16 protein-coding genes are annotated in these 17,078 nt (G+C 28.0%); 6 read left to right on the top strand and 10 right to left on the bottom strand.

Features of this window, described 5'->3' with window-relative positions; translation table 11 throughout:
• Positions 1 to 33: 33 nt before the first annotated feature.
• Positions 34 to 396 carry a restriction endonuclease subunit S gene (locus tag ACRYA_RS04500; protein ID WP_165786079.1) on the top strand — a complete coding sequence of 121 codons (363 nt, stop codon included), beginning with the start codon at positions 34 to 36 and terminating at the stop codon, positions 394 to 396.
• Here the strand turns inward: ACRYA_RS04500 and argC are convergent, their stop codons facing one another.
• From argC to ACRYA_RS04515, 3 genes are all read right to left on the bottom strand, one after another.
• Complete coding sequence (gene argC, locus ACRYA_RS04505) at positions 397 to 1,347, bottom strand: N-acetyl-gamma-glutamyl-phosphate reductase (RefSeq protein WP_105917375.1); 951 nt, start codon at positions 1,345 to 1,347, stop codon at positions 397 to 399.
• A gap of 78 nt (positions 1,348 to 1,425) precedes the next feature.
• Positions 1,426 to 4,239, bottom strand: coding sequence for an excinuclease ABC subunit UvrA (uvrA, locus tag ACRYA_RS04510; protein WP_105917376.1), 2,814 nt, complete (start codon positions 4,237 to 4,239; stop codon positions 1,426 to 1,428).
• Between the two features lie 58 nt (positions 4,240 to 4,297).
• Positions 4,298 to 5,920, bottom strand: coding sequence for an EAL domain-containing protein (locus ACRYA_RS04515; RefSeq protein ID WP_105917377.1), 1,623 nt, complete (start codon positions 5,918 to 5,920; stop codon positions 4,298 to 4,300).
• Positions 5,921 to 6,053: 133 nt separating this feature from the next.
• Here ACRYA_RS04515 and ACRYA_RS04520 point away from each other — a divergent pair, with 133 nt between their 5' ends.
• A complete protein-coding gene (locus tag ACRYA_RS04520; protein ID WP_105917378.1) occupies positions 6,054 to 6,677 on the top strand; it encodes a hypothetical protein in 624 nt (207 codons plus the stop codon).
• Between the two features lie 24 nt (positions 6,678 to 6,701).
• Here the strand turns inward: ACRYA_RS04520 and ACRYA_RS04525 are convergent, their stop codons facing one another.
• A complete protein-coding gene (locus ACRYA_RS04525; RefSeq protein WP_105917379.1) occupies positions 6,702 to 7,295 on the bottom strand; it encodes an FAD-dependent oxidoreductase in 594 nt (197 codons plus the stop codon).
• 53 nt (positions 7,296 to 7,348) lie between these two features.
• Entirely contained in the window at positions 7,349 to 8,053 is a 705-nt protein-coding gene (locus ACRYA_RS04530; protein ID WP_105917380.1) for an alpha/beta fold hydrolase, read from the bottom strand.
• A gap of 157 nt (positions 8,054 to 8,210) precedes the next feature.
• On the opposite strand from ACRYA_RS04530, the gene ACRYA_RS04535 reads away from it, so the two are divergent.
• Positions 8,211 to 8,405 carry a YgaP family membrane protein gene (locus ACRYA_RS04535; protein ID WP_105917381.1) on the top strand — a complete coding sequence of 65 codons (195 nt, stop codon included), beginning with the start codon at positions 8,211 to 8,213 and terminating at the stop codon, positions 8,403 to 8,405.
• A 25-nt stretch (positions 8,406 to 8,430) separates the two neighbouring features.
• Here the strand turns inward: ACRYA_RS04535 and ACRYA_RS04540 are convergent, their stop codons facing one another.
• Positions 8,431 to 9,729 (bottom strand): M99 family carboxypeptidase catalytic domain-containing protein, encoded by a 1,299-nt coding sequence (locus tag ACRYA_RS04540; RefSeq protein ID WP_105917382.1) that lies wholly within the window; start codon positions 9,727 to 9,729, stop codon positions 8,431 to 8,433.
• 150 nt (positions 9,730 to 9,879) lie between these two features.
• Between ACRYA_RS04540 and ACRYA_RS04545 the strand changes: the two genes are divergently transcribed.
• Positions 9,880 to 11,583, top strand: coding sequence for a protein adenylyltransferase SelO family protein (locus tag ACRYA_RS04545; RefSeq protein ID WP_105917383.1), 1,704 nt, complete (start codon positions 9,880 to 9,882; stop codon positions 11,581 to 11,583).
• 31 nt (positions 11,584 to 11,614) lie between these two features.
• Here ACRYA_RS04545 and guaA read toward each other — a convergent pair whose 3' ends face one another.
• Genes guaA through ACRYA_RS10740 form a run of 3 tightly spaced genes read right to left on the bottom strand, consistent with a single transcriptional unit; the run spans position 11,615 to position 14,792 of the window.
• Complete coding sequence (gene guaA / locus ACRYA_RS04550; RefSeq protein ID WP_105917384.1) at positions 11,615 to 13,150, bottom strand: glutamine-hydrolyzing GMP synthase; 1,536 nt, start codon at positions 13,148 to 13,150, stop codon at positions 11,615 to 11,617.
• A 53-nt stretch (positions 13,151 to 13,203) separates the two neighbouring features.
• On the bottom strand, positions 13,204 to 14,655 hold the full coding sequence (gene nadB / locus ACRYA_RS04555; protein WP_105917385.1) for an L-aspartate oxidase: 1,452 nt from the start codon (positions 14,653 to 14,655) through the stop codon (positions 13,204 to 13,206).
• Positions 14,652 to 14,792, bottom strand: a complete 141-nt coding sequence (locus tag ACRYA_RS10740) for a hypothetical protein (RefSeq protein WP_165786080.1) — start codon at positions 14,790 to 14,792, stop codon at positions 14,652 to 14,654. Before ACRYA_RS10740 ends, nadB begins: the two co-directional genes overlap by 4 nt.
• On the opposite strand from ACRYA_RS10740, the gene ACRYA_RS04560 reads away from it, so the two are divergent.
• On the top strand, positions 14,763 to 15,203 hold the full coding sequence (locus tag ACRYA_RS04560; RefSeq protein WP_105917386.1) for a hypothetical protein: 441 nt from the start codon (positions 14,763 to 14,765) through the stop codon (positions 15,201 to 15,203). The genes ACRYA_RS10740 and ACRYA_RS04560 overlap by 30 nt on opposite strands.
• A 1-nt stretch (position 15,204) precedes the next feature.
• Here ACRYA_RS04560 and ACRYA_RS04565 read toward each other — a convergent pair whose 3' ends face one another.
• Complete coding sequence (locus ACRYA_RS04565; RefSeq protein WP_105917387.1) at positions 15,205 to 15,798, bottom strand: M48 family metallopeptidase; 594 nt, start codon at positions 15,796 to 15,798, stop codon at positions 15,205 to 15,207.
• Positions 15,799 to 15,880: 82 nt separating this feature from the next.
• On the opposite strand from ACRYA_RS04565, the gene ACRYA_RS04570 reads away from it, so the two are divergent.
• Positions 15,881 to 17,047 (top strand): pyridoxal phosphate-dependent aminotransferase, encoded by a 1,167-nt coding sequence (locus ACRYA_RS04570; RefSeq protein WP_105917388.1) that lies wholly within the window; start codon positions 15,881 to 15,883, stop codon positions 17,045 to 17,047.
• Positions 17,048 to 17,078 lie beyond the last annotated feature (31 nt).

Below are 17,078 nucleotides of genomic sequence, written 5' to 3' on the forward strand. Positions count from 1 at the left end.
CAGACATCCTAAGAAGAGATGATGGAATAAGTGGTGCTATGCACTACACATAACAGTCCAATTTTTATAAAAGAGAAGTTTTGGAATATTGATACTGCATTTGGTATTGAAGCAAATAGAAATTTCCTAATACCTATATTTTTATTTTATTTTACAAAATACTTTAATTTTTTAGATTTGAATAAATCAACAACTTTACCATCTTTAGCAAAAACACATTTACTTCAAATTAATATGGTTGTCCCACCCCTAAAAACCCAACAAAAAGTAGTTTCATACCTAGATGAAATTTCAAATAAAATGGAAAAAATAAAACAAATCCAAAAAGAGAAAATGCAAAGCCTAAAAGAGCTAAAAGCATCTATTTTAGACCAAGCATTTAAAGGTGAGTTATAATTATAGTTTTATCTCCAAACCTTTTCTCTCTTCAAGTCCTAGCATGATATTCATACACTGAATAGCTGCTCCACTTGCACCTTTTCCTAGATTATCAAGTCTTGAGATTATTACTAAATCTGTTTTGTTTTCATAAATTGATACTTCTATGCTATTTGTATTGTTACATCTCATTGGATTTAAAAAACCATTTTCTAGATATTCGTCATTGTTTTCAATTATTTTGATAAAAAGCTCATCAGCATAATAATCTTTATAAACTTTTATAAGCTCTTCACGATTTTTTGATTTTTTCATGCTCTTTTTTTCAATGTATGACATTACAAGCATACCTTGCTTAAAATTACCAACACTTGGTGTAAAAATAGGGGCTTTGTTTGTTTTTAAAACATATTTCATTTCAGGTAAATGCTTATGATTTAAACCTAAAGAATATGGTCTTTGAGCTCCAAAAATTTCAAAATCACCATTTTCATAATCATTTATCATTGAACTTCCACCGCCACTATATCCAGTTATTGAGTGGCAAATAAGTTTATGATTTTTTCCTAAAATTTTTTCTCTAAAAAGAGGTTTCATAGAGATTATTAGTCCACTTGCATGGCAACCAGGTACACAAACTCTTTTTGAATTTTTAATTTTATCTCTTTGTTTGCTTGTAAGCTCAGGAATACCATAAACCCAAGATGGATTTGTTCTGTGCGCTGTACTTGCGTCTATTACCTTTACATTTTCATTTTCGATTAAACTTACAGACTCAATTGCCGCATCATCAGGAAGGCATAAAAATACTAAATCAGCACTATTTAAAAGCTCTTTTCTTTTTTCTATATTTTTTTTATCTTTTTCATCTATTTCTAAAAGCTCTATCTCATCTCTTTGTTCTAATAATTCGTGAATTTTTAATCCAGTTGTTCCGTGTTGTCCATCTACAAATACTTTAAATTTCATTATTTTCCTTCATAAATTGTGTTTTATTATCCTATCAAAATATCTCTTTTTATGTGCTTTTTGTTTAATAAAAAAAGACTACTTATTTATCTCTTTATCCAAATAGTAACCTGTATATGAGCCACTATTTTTATGATTTTGTGCTAAAAATTCAGGTGTTCCCATATCTACAATTTTCCCACCTTTATCTCCACCTTCAGGACCAATGTCTATTACAAAATCAGAGTTTTTTATAACATCAAGATTATGTTCTATTACAAGTACTGAGTTTCCAAGTTCAACTAAATGATGTAGAACTTTTGTAAGTCTATCAACATCTGCAAAGTGAAGTCCAGTTGTAGGTTCATCTAAAATATATAAAGTATTTCCTGTATCTTTCTTACTTAACTCTTTACTTAATTTTATTCTTTGTGCTTCTCCACCACTTAAAGTTACAGCATTTTGTCCTAAAGTGATATATCCAAGTCCTACATCGCTTAGAGTTTGAAGTTTTGCTTTTAGTTTTGGCACCTTAGCAAAAAACTCTAAAGCTTCATCTACACTCATATTTAGAACTTCAGATATATTTTTTCCTCTATAAACTATTTCAAGAGTTTGAGCATTGTATCTATCTCCATTACAAACATCACACTTAACCATAATGTCTGGTAAAAAGTGCATTTCGATTTTAATTTCACCTTCACCTTGACATTTTTCACATCTTCCACCTTTTACATTAAATGAAAACCGTCCAATCTTATACCCTCTAAGACTAGCTTCTTTTGTTTTACTAAAAAGGTCCCTTATTTCGTCCATAAGTCCTGTGTAAGTTGCTGGATTACTTCTCGGAGTACGACCTATTGGGCTTTGGTCAAGATATATAACTTTATCAAGTTTTTCCAAACCATCTATTTCTACTCCATCAACTTTTTTTACTTTTCTAGCACGATTTAAAAGCTCTTGAGCAACAGGAAGTAGTGTTTGAAGAATAAGTGAAGATTTACCACTTCCACTAACTCCTGTAATACTTACTAGGTTTCTAAGAGGAAGTTTTACATCTAGATTTTTTATATTGTTTATATTTACATTTTTTATTTCAATATAATCTTCTTGTTTTCTATTATGAGGATATTCAACTTTTTTTGCTTCTGTGACATATAAAGCAGTTAGAGTTTTTGCTTTTTTCATTTTTTCTAAAGTTCCAGCAAATACTACTTCTCCACCAAATTTTCCTGCATTTGGTCCAATATCAACAATAAAATCAGCAGACTGTATAGTCTCTTTGTCATGTTCAACTACAATTACAGTATTCCCTTTTTCTTGTAGCGCTCTTAATGTCTTTATTAGCTTACTAGTATCTCTTTCATGAAGTCCAATAGATGGCTCATCTAGTACATACATAACCCCAGTTAAACCACTTCCAATTTGTGAAGCAACTCTTATTCTTTGGGCTTCTCCACCACTTATTGTTCTTGCATCTCTTCCTAAAGTAATATATCCTAAACCAACATCATATAAAAAGAAAATTCTCTCTTTTATCTCTTTCAAAATAGGAGCTGCAATCATCTTATTTTGTTCACTTAAATATGAAAAATTGTTTTCATCTTGAAAAAAACTATGAGCTTCTTCTATTGGAATATTTAAAATTTCAGGAATAGTTTTTTTAGCTACATATACAGTTTGGCTAGCTGGTTTTAGTCTATTTCCATTGCAAGAGTCACATCTCTTTTCTGTCATAAATTCAGCCATCTCTTTTTCATCTTTTATCATATCATATGCTAATTTTACAACACCATCCCATTTTCTTGTTAGTTTGTGTTTTTTCCAAAAGAATTTTACCTCATCAACAGTTCCATGCAAAATAGATTTTTTTTGATGTTCTTCTAACTCTCTAAAAGGAGTTTTTATATTTATTTGAGATTGTTCACAAAAAGCTATTAGCATTTTAAAATAGAACCCTTTGTTAAAACCATATATTATCTTTATTGCACCATCTTCAATAGCTAAATCTTCATCAATAACTTTTTTCATATCAAGTGCATATCTTATTCCCAAACCATCACAAGAGCTACAAGCACCTTTTGGTGAATTAAAAGAGAAAGATATTGGTTCAAGTGGTTCAAATGAAATTTTACAATCAAAACAAGCCATATGCTCTGAGTAGTGAATGTTTTTTTCAACTCTCAGCTCTTCATGGTTTATTATCTCAATTTCAAGCTCCCCAAAGCTCTCTTTTAGACCTTTTTCAACATCTTGAGCAATTCTATCTCTATTTGTTTCATTTGCTGTAACTCTATCTATTACAACTTTGATTGTATGCATTTTTGTTTTTTCTAACTCAATATCTTCATCAAGTCTTACCATTACTCCATCTATCATAGCTCTTACATAACCTTTTGCTCGAAGAGTTTCAAGTAAATCAGTAAAGCTTCCTTTTTTTCTATTTATTAAAGGTGCTAATATTATAAGTTTCGCTTCATTTGGTAAAGATAACACCTGATTTATTACATCAGTAGCACTCATTTGTGAAATTGGTTTATTACATTGATGACAATGTTGTTCCCCAATTCTTGCATATAAAAGTCTAAAGTAGTCATATACCTCAGTTATAGTTCCTACAGTTGATCTTGGATTTTTTGAAGTTGTTTTTTGGTCTATTGCAATTGCTGGAGTTAATCCTTCAATTCTTTCAACATCAGGCTTTCCAACTTTATCCAAAAACTGTCTAGCATAAGAAGATAAAGATTCAATATATCTTCTTTGTCCTTCTGCATAAAGTGTATCAAAAGCTAGTGTAGATTTACCACTACCACTAAGCCCTGTAAAAACTATTAGCTTATTTTTTGGTATTTCTAAGTTTATATTTTTTAGATTATTCTCTTTTGCATTAAATATTTTTATTGTATCACTCATAATTTGCCTTTAAAAATTTAAAGTGACTATTATATATAAAGTTTGTTAATAGTTAGTGTTATAAAATTAACTCTTTTGGCTCATCAATAAAAAAACCTTGAGAGTAATCTATATCTAGATTTTTTACACAATTTAAAACATCTTCACTGTGTACAAACTCTGCTACTGTTTTTATATTAAGAGCTTTTGCAAAACCAACAATAGTTTGAACAGTAAGATATAGATTGTTATCTGTATTTATATTTTTTATTAAAGAACCATCTATTTTTATATAATCAACATCTAATTTTATTATATACTCAAAATTTGAGTATCCAGTACCAAAATCATCAATAGCAATCTTACAACCAAGTTTTTTTGCTTTTTTTATAAAATTTGATACCTCAGCAAAACTTTCAATTCCTTCACTTTCAACTATCTCAAAAGTTATCTGTTTTGCAGTATTTGTTTTTTCCATTGCATTAACAATAAAATCCATAGTGTATTGGTCTTTAATATCTTCAAGAGTTAAATTTAAGCTAAAATCAATATCTTTACCTTTGAAATATTCACAAGCTTTTTTTACAAGTATTCTTGTCATTCCAAGATATATCTTCGCTTTTTTTGCCTCTTTTAGAAAACTATAAGGTGTTAAAATTGAACCATCTTCTAGTTTAATTCTCATTAGTACCTCATATTTCTCTTTTTTTGAAATATTATTAATTATTTTTTGACCATATATTAAAAGATTATTTGAAATAAGAGAACTTTTTAACTCTTCAATTAACTTTTTATTATCTTTTAATTTATTGTAAAGCTCTATATTTTCATCTAAAAAAAGTATTGAAATATCTCGTTTTTTAGCCATTCTTAGTGCATATTCTGCTTTTGACAAAAGATTATTTTGAACAGCAGTGTCTTTACAATTTCTAGCAACACCAATTGATATACTTAAATAAAAGCTATTATTATTTATTAAAATTGGATTTAAAGATACATTTTCAATAATATTTGTGCATATATCTCTTATCTCTTCTAGGTTATCTTTATTTTTTGTACATATTGCAAAAATATCATTTGCTACTCTGTATAAATCTATATTTGCAGAGATTTTATCAAGAAGTATTTGTGAAAATTTTTTTAGTACTAAATCTCCTGTTTCAAAACCATAAAAGTTATTTATATCTCTAAAACCATTTATATTTATCATAGCAATTTTTGTAATTTTGTTATCTTTTAAATCTTTTAAAAGTTTTTGTCTATTTGGTAATAGAGTTAATTCATCTATAAATTGTTCTTCTATAAGTTTTTTTTGCTCATATACTTTTGTAATATCATGTCTTATTGCAATAAACTCATTTATATTTTTATTTTCATCTAAAATAGGAATAATAGTTGTATCTACATAATAGACTAATCCATTCTTTTTTTTATTTACAATTACGCCTTTAAAAATACCTTCATTTAGTATAGTTTTCCAAAGCTTATTAAAAAACTCTTGTGTCATACTAGGATGTCTTATTATGCTATGGTTTTTGCCTAATAGCTCATGCTCCTCATAACCTGAAACTTCACAAAATTTTTTATTTACAAAGGTGATGAGACCATTTTTATCTGTTTTAGAGACTATAGAGCTTTCATCTATAGCTTTTTTGTACTCTAATAAAAAGTTGTAGCTATATTTTAAATCTTCTTTTTTCATATATTCTCCTATAGAAAATACTTTAATATACTACATAATACAATTATTTTTATAAAAAAAGAAATAAATGAATAAAATTAATATTAATTTAATTTTAAGAAATGTAAAATGTTTAAAATAAAAGGAGTTATCTATGCAAATCCAAAATAGTACAAATCAGGCTTTAAATGCTTTTAAACAAAATGCTACTTCAAAAGTAGATGAGGGTTCAAAAGAGCAAGTTGCTCCTAAAACAGAGAAATCTGTTGAAGAAATAGTAAACAATTCAGCTGCAAAAGTTGCTATATCTATGAATGCTCAATATATTTTATTTGAGATGAATGCAAAATCTATTGCTACTGGTAACTCAGTAGGACAAGCTGGACTTAATGCTTCAAAAGATCAACAAAGTGTTTTAGATTTTTTAAGTGGAAAAGGTAAAATAGATGATAAAAATCTATATGATATTGGTTATATAGGAAAACCAATTATGGATTTATCACCACAAGAGGCAACAGATCTTGTAAGTGAAAATGGTTTTTTTGGAATAACTCAAACTTCGGATAGAGTTTCAAACTTTGTTTTTAGTTTTGCTGGAGATGATTTAGAAAAACTTCAAAAAGGAAGAGATGGAATTGTTAAAGGTTTCGAGGAAGCAAATAAAATGTTTGGTGGAAACTTACCAGAAATTTCATATAAAACTCAAGAAAGAACTTTAGCCCTATTAGATGCAAAAATTGAATCTTTGAAAAATCCACAAGCAAAAGTAGAAGAGTAAAATAGAACCAAAAGCTTCTATTTTTTATGCTTTTACATCGTGAACAACGGCAATTTTTCCACTCCAAAGAGTAAAAATATCACAAGCAACTTTAGCTCCATCTCCACTTGCACAAGAAAACATTGTTGGAACACCACTTGCAAGTCCAGCTACATATAGATTTTTAGAGATTAAATTGTTTGAATTTTCTAAATATATATTATTTGGCTTTGGAACAAATATATTATCTTTTACATTTACACCTTCACACTCTATATCAAATTTATGAAGACCAGTTGCTAGTACTATAATAGAAGCTTCATAAGTAGAGTTTTCAGTTGTAACTTTAAAATATTCGCCTAAATTCTCAATTTTAGTAGCTTTTTCATTTTTTAATTCAACATCTTTATATATTTCTAGTTGTTTTTTCATTTTTGCAAGTAAATCAACACCATTTATTCCACTATCAACTCCAGCAACATTAAAATATTTTCCAACATTTAAATCACTTTTATTATCATCTAAAATTAAATATTTTTTATCTTTTGCCCATTCAAATTTATCATTTGCACTTCCTAAAGTTAGAGCACAAGCAAATCCAGAAGCACCAGCTCCAATAATTAGTACATCATATCTCATAATATTTTCCTTTTATTTAAAATTTTTCGTAGTTTAACAAAACAGATATAAACTTACTCTTTTATCCACTTCTTTATACTAGAAGCAAAAAGTTCTGGAAACTCCAATGGAATATTGTGGCTAGTTCCATCTCTTTTTATAAGTTTAATATTATGTTTTTGATTGTGTAGTTTATCTAAAGCCTCTAAATCCAAAAGCCTATCGTTTGAGCTATAAAGCATATACATAGGAATGTTTATATCTTTTAATTTATCAAATAGATCTACTCTATTAAAAGTACTTTTTAGTTGAGTTATAAAAGTATCTCTTCCAAGCGAGTTGAACATATCAACCATAATTTGAGCCAAAGATATATCACTTTGATTTTGCTCTTCTAAAAGCATAATTGCTTTTTCTAAATCAAGTCCAAAAAAATCATTTAGACTTTCGAACTCTTCGAGTTTTTTTTCTCTTCTTACTTTTTCTATTTTTGAAGTAGTTCCAGGCGTTGCAGCAACTGTAAATAGTCTTTTTACTTTATTTGGATATTTGCAAGTAAAGTAAGATGCGATATAACCACCAAGTGAAAATCCCAAAATATTTATTTTTTCCTCTTCAAATTGATTATTTAGTATCTCTACAATCTCATCAAAATTTGTTGAGTTTGGAATAGGTACATGAACTATTTCAAACTCATTTTCCAAAAATGGTAATGCTTTACTCCAAAGCCTAGAATCTGTCATAAGTCCTGGTATAAAATATATTTTCTCTTTTTTCATATGATAATTCTCTTTTTATTTTTAATTATTTTTTGTATTAAATTCTATATTAAATTAGCTTAATAGTTTAAAAAAGAGTATATTTTATAAGTTTTTCTTATTTATTTTAGATTAAGTTATCTTATATATAATTTGATAAATTATAAGGAGTTCAAATATGAATACATTTGATAAAATTAGAGCTTTTTGCAGACCATTTAGAATTGTTGCTGGGATTATTTTAATTATTGTTGGGATTTATACTGGTATTATTTGGTTTTATTTAGGAGTTATTCCATTACTTGCAGGGCTTTTTGATATTTGTCCACTTTGTAAGTTTAGTGGAAAATGTACACCGAAAAATTTAAAGTAGAGTTATTACTCTACTTTAAAACTTATTAATCTATAAATTTTATTGTAATCATTCCATAAAATATATTGTCGTGATAAAACTCAACTCTATAACTTTTGTTAGAATTATCTATTGAAAAGCTACTTACCATATCACTTTTTTTAAGAACTAAACTATCTTCACTATCAACACCTGATTTACTAAAACCAATAACATTTACTCTAAGTGGTGATTTTAAAACTTTGAAACTTTTTTTAACTTCTAAAATTTGACCAAACTTACTTTTTATTATTTTTCCATCTATTTCTAACTCAACACTGTCAAACGAGCCATTTTTATCAAATATTTGAGGAGATAAAGTTGTTATTAGGTTATTTCCAATATATATTTCATAGTTACCATTTGTAAATTTACTATTTCCTAAAGAGTGCTCAAAGTTAAAGTTATTTTCACTTTTTTTAAGTGGAATAAATCTTAAGTTTTTTCTAATATCATTTAAATAAAAAGATATATTGCTGTTTATTTCAATTCTTCCCAAATCAAAAAGTAATTTTTGTACCTCTTTATAGTTGTTTACATCAAAATTTCTACTAAATTCAATATCCATAATTCTCATAAACTCTTCAATAGATTTTAATTGATAAATTACTTTTTCTGTTAAATCTGTAATATTTTTGCTTGTTTCTATTGCAAATGCTGGTTTATTGTTTGTAACTGCAAAAAAAGTCAAAGATAGTTGTTGTTGTTCATCTTTTGCTTTTGTTTCTGTATTTTTTACTCCAAAATAGTGATGGTCTTGAAAAAGTTTATCTTTGTTTAGATTATCTCTTACTGTTGATGCAATCTCATCTAAATTTCCAAATTTTTCCAAAGAGTGTATTTTATCTTGGTCAATAATAGTTGCTTGTCCCCATGCTCTTGGATTAAAAATTGCATTTTCATAGTTTTGTCTGTAAAAACCATGCCCATCGTGTAGATTTAAAATTAAATCTACTTTTTTATCCAAAATAAGAGATTTTATTTTTTCGATATTTTTTAAATCTTTGTCATCTTTTGAAATAGTGCTAAATTTCCTATTCATATCCCCATATATGCCTCTTTGGTTTGCAATCATACTATCTATATTTACACTAGGAGCAATCCAAACACTCCCTTTTTTTATAGTGTAATATTTTTCTAGAAATGCTGGTGCAAAATATCCTCCTGGCTCATCTCCATGTATTCCACCAATTATAAGTAAAGTGTGTCCTGATATTTTTCCATCTTTTTTATAAAGAGTAAAATCTTTGTTTGTATTTGCATATATATTTGTGAGTAAAAATATAATAAGAAAAAGAAATCTCATATGTCTCCAAGCCTATAAAATTATTAAAAATGGCTCGTATAGTATCTAAAGCTTATTTAGATGAGGATTAAAATTAGTTTTATTATTTTAAATATTATTAAAAGAATTATTGTTTATTTTATGTTAGAATCTTAGTAAACTAAGATATAAATGGAAAATATAATAATGAAAAATAATATAGAAACTTTTAATGAATTAATTAATTTAAGTGATTACTCTTTTGTAAATAATCTAAACAGTGACCCTGATGCAAAATTTAATGAAGAAAACAAATCACCAAGAGAAGTCTTTTGCGGACACTATGTTCTTGTAAGTCCAACTGCTATAAAAGAGCCAATATATATTTCTCATAGCATTAATTTTTTTAAAGAATTAGGCTTTAGTGAGAATTTAATAAAATCTGATGATTTTATCAAGCTATTTTCAGGAGATATGTCTAATATTGATAATCTTAGACAAAATAAAGGTTGGGCGACAGGATATGCACTATCTATTTATGGTCGTGAATACTATTCTCAATGCCCTTTTCAAACAGGAAATGGTTATGGAGATGGTAGAGCAATTTCTGTTTTAGAAGCTGTAATAAATGGTAAAAGATGGGAATTTCAACTAAAAGGTGCTGGAAAAACTCCATATTGTAGAGGTGCTGATGGAAGAGCAGTTTTAAGATCAAGTGTAAGAGAGTTTTTAGCTCAAGAACATATATACGCACTTGGAATTTCAACATCTAGGTCTTTGACTTTATTTACTTCTAAAAAAGAGCAAGTAACAAGACCTTGGTTTAGAGATAATTCTTACTCAATGGACCCTGAAGTTATGATTGAAGAAGATGTAGCAATTACTACAAGAGTTGCATCTTCTTTTATAAGAGTTGGGCAACTTGAACTTTTTGGAAGACGAGCTAGAAAAAATGAACATAAAAATGCTTTAAAAGAGCTAGAGATGATTGTTTTACATTTGATTGATAGAGAATATAGTGAGGTAATAAATCAAAATTTAGACTTAGAAGAAAAAATCATATTACTAGCAAATGAGTTTCAAAATCGTCTTACATCAATGGTTGCTAACTGGATAAGAGTAGGGTATTGTCAAGGTAATTTTAACAGTGATAACTGTGCAGCTGGTGGATTTACACTTGATTATGGTCCATTTGGATTTATAGAGATGTTTGACCCAAAATATCAATCTTGGACAGGTGGTGGAATGCACTTTTCATTTTTTAATCAGCCAGTTGCTGCACAAAAAAACTTTAAATCATTTTGTAGTGCTTTAAAACCACTATTAAATTCAAATAAAGAAGCTTTAGAAGAACTCGAAAAAATCGAAAATAATTTTGCAAATATTATGCAAGATAAGATGGAAAATATTTGGGCTAGTAAGTTGGGATTAGAAAATTTTGATTTTGAGTTGTTTGAAGAATTAATAAATCTTATGATTGATACAAAAGTTGATTACACAATATTTTTTAGAGAACTGTCAAATATTACCGATGATATTAGTAGCCTTGAAAAAAGTTTTTATGGAAGTTTAAAAGATGAAAATATCAAATTAAGATGGAATAATTGGCTAGAAATTTGGAAATCACAAATAAATGTAAATGATGACGAGTCTAAACAAAAACTATCAAATCAAATGAAACTAACTAATCCAAAATACAGTTTAAGAGAATGGCATCTAGTTTTGGCATATCAAGAAGCACAAGAAGGAAACTATGAACCTGTAAATGAACTACAAGAGATAATGACAAAACCATATGAGGAACAAACAAAAGAGATAGAAGAAAAATATTATATTAAAAAACCAACAGATTTTTTTGGAATAGCTGGTATTTCACATGTTAGTTGTTCTTCATAATTGACAAAAAGTCAATTATGAAAATTTATTTTTATTCCCACTCAATAGTTGCAGGTGGTTTTGATGAAATATCATAAACTACTCTATTTATTCCATCAACTTCATTTATAATTCTTCTTGAGATTGTTTCTAATATTTCATGAGGAATGTGTGCAAAAGTTGCTGTCATACCATCTGTTGCATCTACTATTCTTACGCAAACAGTGTTGTCATAAGTTCTATTATCACCCATAACTCCAACAGATTTTACATTTAATAAAACTGTAAATGCTTGCCATGTTTTTTCATAGTATCCAGTTGAGTGTAAAACATCTAGTAATATAACATCAGCCTTTCTAAGTAATTCTAAATCTGGTTTGTTTACATCTCCCATAATTCTAATAGCAAGTCCAGGACCAGGGAATGGGTGTCTATTTATCATATTTCTTGGAAGTCCAAGCTCAAGTCCAAGCTCTCTTACTTCATCTTTGAAAATCTCTCTTAAAGGTTCAACAAGTTCAAATTTCATCCAATCAGGAAGTCCACCTACATTGTGGTGAGATTTTATAGTTTTTGAAGGACCTTTTACAGAAACAGATTCAATAACATCAGTATAAAGTGTTCCTTGAGCTAAAAACTCAACACCTTCGTGTTTTTTTGCTTCTTTATCAAATACTTCAATAAATGTTTCACCAATTATTTTTCTTTTTGTTTCAGGATCAGTAACACCTGCAAGTTTTGTTAAAAATTGCTCACTTGCATCAACAGTTATTAAATCAATACCTCTTGATTTAAAAATAGTCTCAACTTGTTCTCTTTCATTTGCTCTTAAAAGTCCATTGTCAACAAATACAGGAATTACTTGATTCCCAATTGCTTCAAAAAGAAGAGTTGCTACAACAGAGCTATCAACTCCACCTGAAACAGCACATAGAACTTTTTTGTCTCCAACTTGTTTTTTAACTCTTTCTATTTGCTCTTTTGCAAAAGAACCCATATTCCAAGTGCTTTCACATCCACAAATATATTTTGCAAAGTTTTTAAGAAGTTTGCTTCCACATTCTGAGTGATAAACTTCAGGATGAAATTGGAAAGCATAAATATTTCTATTTGTATCAGCAATAGCTGCATAAGGAGAATTTTCGCTAATTGCTATTTTCTCAAATCCAGATGGAATTGATTCAACTCTATCTCCATGGCTCATCCAAACAATTTGACCACTTTGTGTATCTTTAAAAATCTCATTTTCTACAATAATATCTAGTTTTGCTTTTCCATATTCATGACTTGTTGCTGGAATTACACTTCCGCCAAAGTGCTGAGCAATTAGTTGCATTCCATAACAAATTCCTAAAATAGGAAGTCCTAAATCAAAGATTGTAGAATCAGGGTGATATGAATCGTTAGCATAAACAGAAGCTGGACCACCTGAAAGTATAATCCCTTTAGGAGTTCTTGCCATAATATCTTCAATTGATTCATTGTACGGAACAATTTCAGAATAAACTCCGCTTTCTCTTAGTTTTCTTGCAATTATTTGTGTATATTGACTACCAAAATCTAATACAACTATTGGTACATGCTTCATATATTTAACCTTTCTTCTATATTTTAATCGAATATTTTATCTAAAAACTCTTTTTAATCTTCTTTTATAAAATGTGCACCTAAAGATTTTTCTCTAAGAAGACAAGCTTTTAATATAGTTTTTGCTGTTAAAAGCCTAAGATACAACAATCTTCCAATATCAAGTAATAAATAACTCTCTATTTTATTTAAAGCATCTTTTAGCTCTTTTTTTGTTCTTACAATTCCAGCAGATTCCCACATAGTTCTTCTTAAATCATCTTTTATATCTTTATCAATCTCTTTGTTTCTTATGTACTTTTTTATCTCTTTTTTGTAGTTTTGTTTATCTATTTTAAAATCTACTTGTAAAGATTTATTAACTGCAATTCTTGAAAAAACAAGACCCTCTAAAAGTGAATTTGAAGCAAGTCTATTTGCTCCATGAACTCCATTACAAGCTACTTCACCAATAGCATAAAGATTTTTAAAATTTTTTACTAATCCATTTAAAGAAACTTCTATTCCACCCATACAGTAGTGAAAAGCAGGGCTTATTGGAACATTTTCAAATGGAAGCTCATATCCTAAATCTTTGATATTTTCATAAATATTTGGAAATCTTTGTTTAAATGCTTTTTTCTCAAAATTTTTAAAAGATAAAAATATACCTAAGCCTGTTTTTTTGTTGTAGTCAAAAATTGCACGGCTTACAATATCTCTAGGAGCTAACTCACCACTAGGATGATAATCAAATAGAAATCTGTTACCATTTTCATCTACAACAAATGCGCCTTCACCTCTTAATGCTTCACTTAGAAGTGGTTTTCTTGCAAATGATGTTCCTTTTAAAACTGTTGGATGAAACTGTGTCATTTCCATATCTTTCAAAGATATATTTTTTTCAGCAATAATCCCATGAATTTCACCAGCATTTGCAGTTGAATTTGTATGGTATTTGTATAAAGAACCAACTCCACCACTTGCTATAATAGTATTGTGTGCAAAAGCTACTTTTTGTTCATACTCACTAGTAAAATATTGAACTCCATAACAAATATCATCTTGTATCAATAAATCACAAACCACAGCTTGAGTTACTATTTCATGAGAACATTGTTCAAGTAAAAATAGATGAATTTCTCTTCCCGTTGCATCACCTTGAGCATGTAATATTCTATTTCTACTATGTGCTGCTTCTTTTGTGTATGCTAAATTTCCATCTACATTTTTATCAAAAATCATACCAGCTTCTATAATTTCTTTTATTGTAGGAATTGATTCAGTACTTAAAAGCTCAACTGCTTCAAGGTTGTTATAGTTAGCACCTGCTTCTAAAGTATCTTTTATATGAGTTGGTATATCACTTTTATCAACAGCACTTGCAATCCCGCCTTGAGCCCAAAAAGTGTTTGAATTCCACGTTGACATTTTGCACAAAATTAGAACTCTTTTGTTCTTTGGTAGAAGTCTAGCAGCATTAAGCCCTGCTATTCCAGCCCCAACTATAATATAATCATATATCATTGTTGTTCTGTTGTTTGTTGTTGTTGTTTGTCGCTTGGTTTGTAAACTGGATTAGCTTTAAAACCGCAACCACTAAAACTAAATAAAACTCCTGCTATAATAAAAGCATGAAAAATATTAATGAAATTCTTAATCATATTACAAATAATCCCTCTTATGATAAATTAAATATCTTTTTAGAGATAAAAAGATTTGTAAATATACTACCTTTAAAATTAAAAAGTGGCATAAAGTTTGTATATATAAAAAATCAAACTATGCATTTTGTTCTAACTCACCAACTTTTCAAAGTTGAGTTCGAACACAACAAAGATACATTAAAAGCACTTTTAAAAATGGCAGAAATAAAAGATGTTTCAAATTTTGTTTTTTTTGTATCAAATAATGTTGATAACTTACTTAGAAAAAACAATCAAGTTATAGATGAAAGATATATAGAAAAAAGTGTTGGAATTTTTGAAAATAGGGCAAAAGATGAAAGATTATTTAAAAAATTTGAAGAGATAAGATCGATTATAAAAAATTCAACTAATCAAAGTAGTATCTAAATTATAAAAGAGTTTTAAATATTTTTTCTATCTCTTTGTAGTTTGGAGAGTATTTTTCAACTAATTCCCAAAATCTTTTTGAATGGTTTTTATGTTTTATGTGAGCTAGTTCGTGAATAACAATATATTCCATTATATAAAGTGGAAATTTCATAAGCAATATATTAAAGTTTAACTCATTTTTATAGTTACAAGAACCCCAAGTTCTTTTATTTTTTCTATATGAGATTTTTGTTGGAAATAGTTGCATTAAATTTGAATATTTTTCAATAAAAGTACAAATAAAACTATCTATCTCTTTTTTATAAAAACTATCAAGATTTTTTATAGGAAAATCAGATAAAAGTTTTTTTTCTCCTAAATATAGAAAATAACCATCTTCTAATGTTTTGTTTTCAACTTTTTTTATATTTTCTAGTATCCAATCTTTTTTCCTATTTATTAAATCTTTTGCATCATAAATTGTAAAATATCTATTTGCTTTTATTTGCAATAAATCTTTTCTTAAAATTCTTAAATAGCAATGTTTTATATGCTTTTTATTATGTAATTCAACATTTATTACACTATTATTCAAATTAATTTCAAAATTCAAAAAAAACCTTTAAGTAAATTTTAGATAAAATCCGCCCGATTATACCATAAGTGTAATGATAATTTGATTGAGGAAAACTATTATGAAAATTGCAAATAGAATGGAGAAACTAGCTCCTTCACTTACTTTATCTATAACAGCTTTAGCAAATGATTTAAAAGCTGCTGGTAAAGATATTCTAAGTTTTAGTGCAGGAGAACCTGATTTTGATACGCCACAAGTTGTAAAAGATGCAGCTATTAAAGCAATAAATGAAGGAAAAACTAAATATACAGCAGTTGAAGGTATTAAAGAAACTAAGCAAGCAATTATTAATAAGTTAAAGAAAGACCACAATTTAGATTATACGCTAGATAAAATTGTAATAAGTAATGGAGCTAAACACTCTTTATTTAATCTAGCTCAAGCACTAATTGATGAAGGTGATGAAGTTATAATTCCTAGTCCATATTGGGTTACATATCCTGAATTAGTTGTTTATAGCGGTGGAGTTCCTGTATTTATTGAAACAGATGAAAGTACAGAATTCAAAATTACAGCAAAACAATTAAAAGAGAAAATTACACCAAAAACAAAAATTTTAATGTTAAATTCTCCTTCAAATCCAACAGGGTCAATTTACTCAAGAGAAGAGTTATTAGCTATTGGTGAAGTTTTAAAAGGTACAGATATTATAGTTTTATCAGATGAAATGTATGAAAAACTAATATATAAAGGTAAAAAATTCACTGCAACTGCTGAAGTTAGTGAAGATATGTATAATAGAACAGTTACTATAAATGGTTTAAGTAAATCTGTTGCAATGACTGGTTGGAGATTTGGTTATGTTGCATGTCCGAACAATGCCCTTGCAAAAGCTATGTCAAAACTTCAAGGTCAAGTTACATCAAATGTAAATTCGATGACACAATATGCAGCAATTGTAGCTTTAGAAGGTGAAGCCAATAAAGATATTGAGATGATGAGAGTTGAGTTTGAGAAAAGAAAAAATTATGCAGTAGAAGCTATAAATAATATTCCTAAACTATCTTGTTATGATCCTGATGGTGCTTTTTATCTATTTATAAATATTAAGAAATACTCAAATGACTCTATGAAATTTTGTGCTGATTTACTAGAAAGTAAAGGAGTTGCACTTGTTCCTGGGCTTGCTTTTGGAATGGAAGGATATGTTAGATTATCTTTTGCTACAAGTATGAAAGCTATAGAAGATGGAATAAATAGAATCAAAGAGTTTGTAGAAAAATAATTTTAAAATTAAACCTAATTTTGATACAATA

Source organism: Aliarcobacter cryaerophilus ATCC 43158 (assembly GCF_003660105.1).
Lineage (GTDB): Bacteria > Campylobacterota > Campylobacteria > Campylobacterales > Arcobacteraceae > Aliarcobacter > Aliarcobacter cryaerophilus.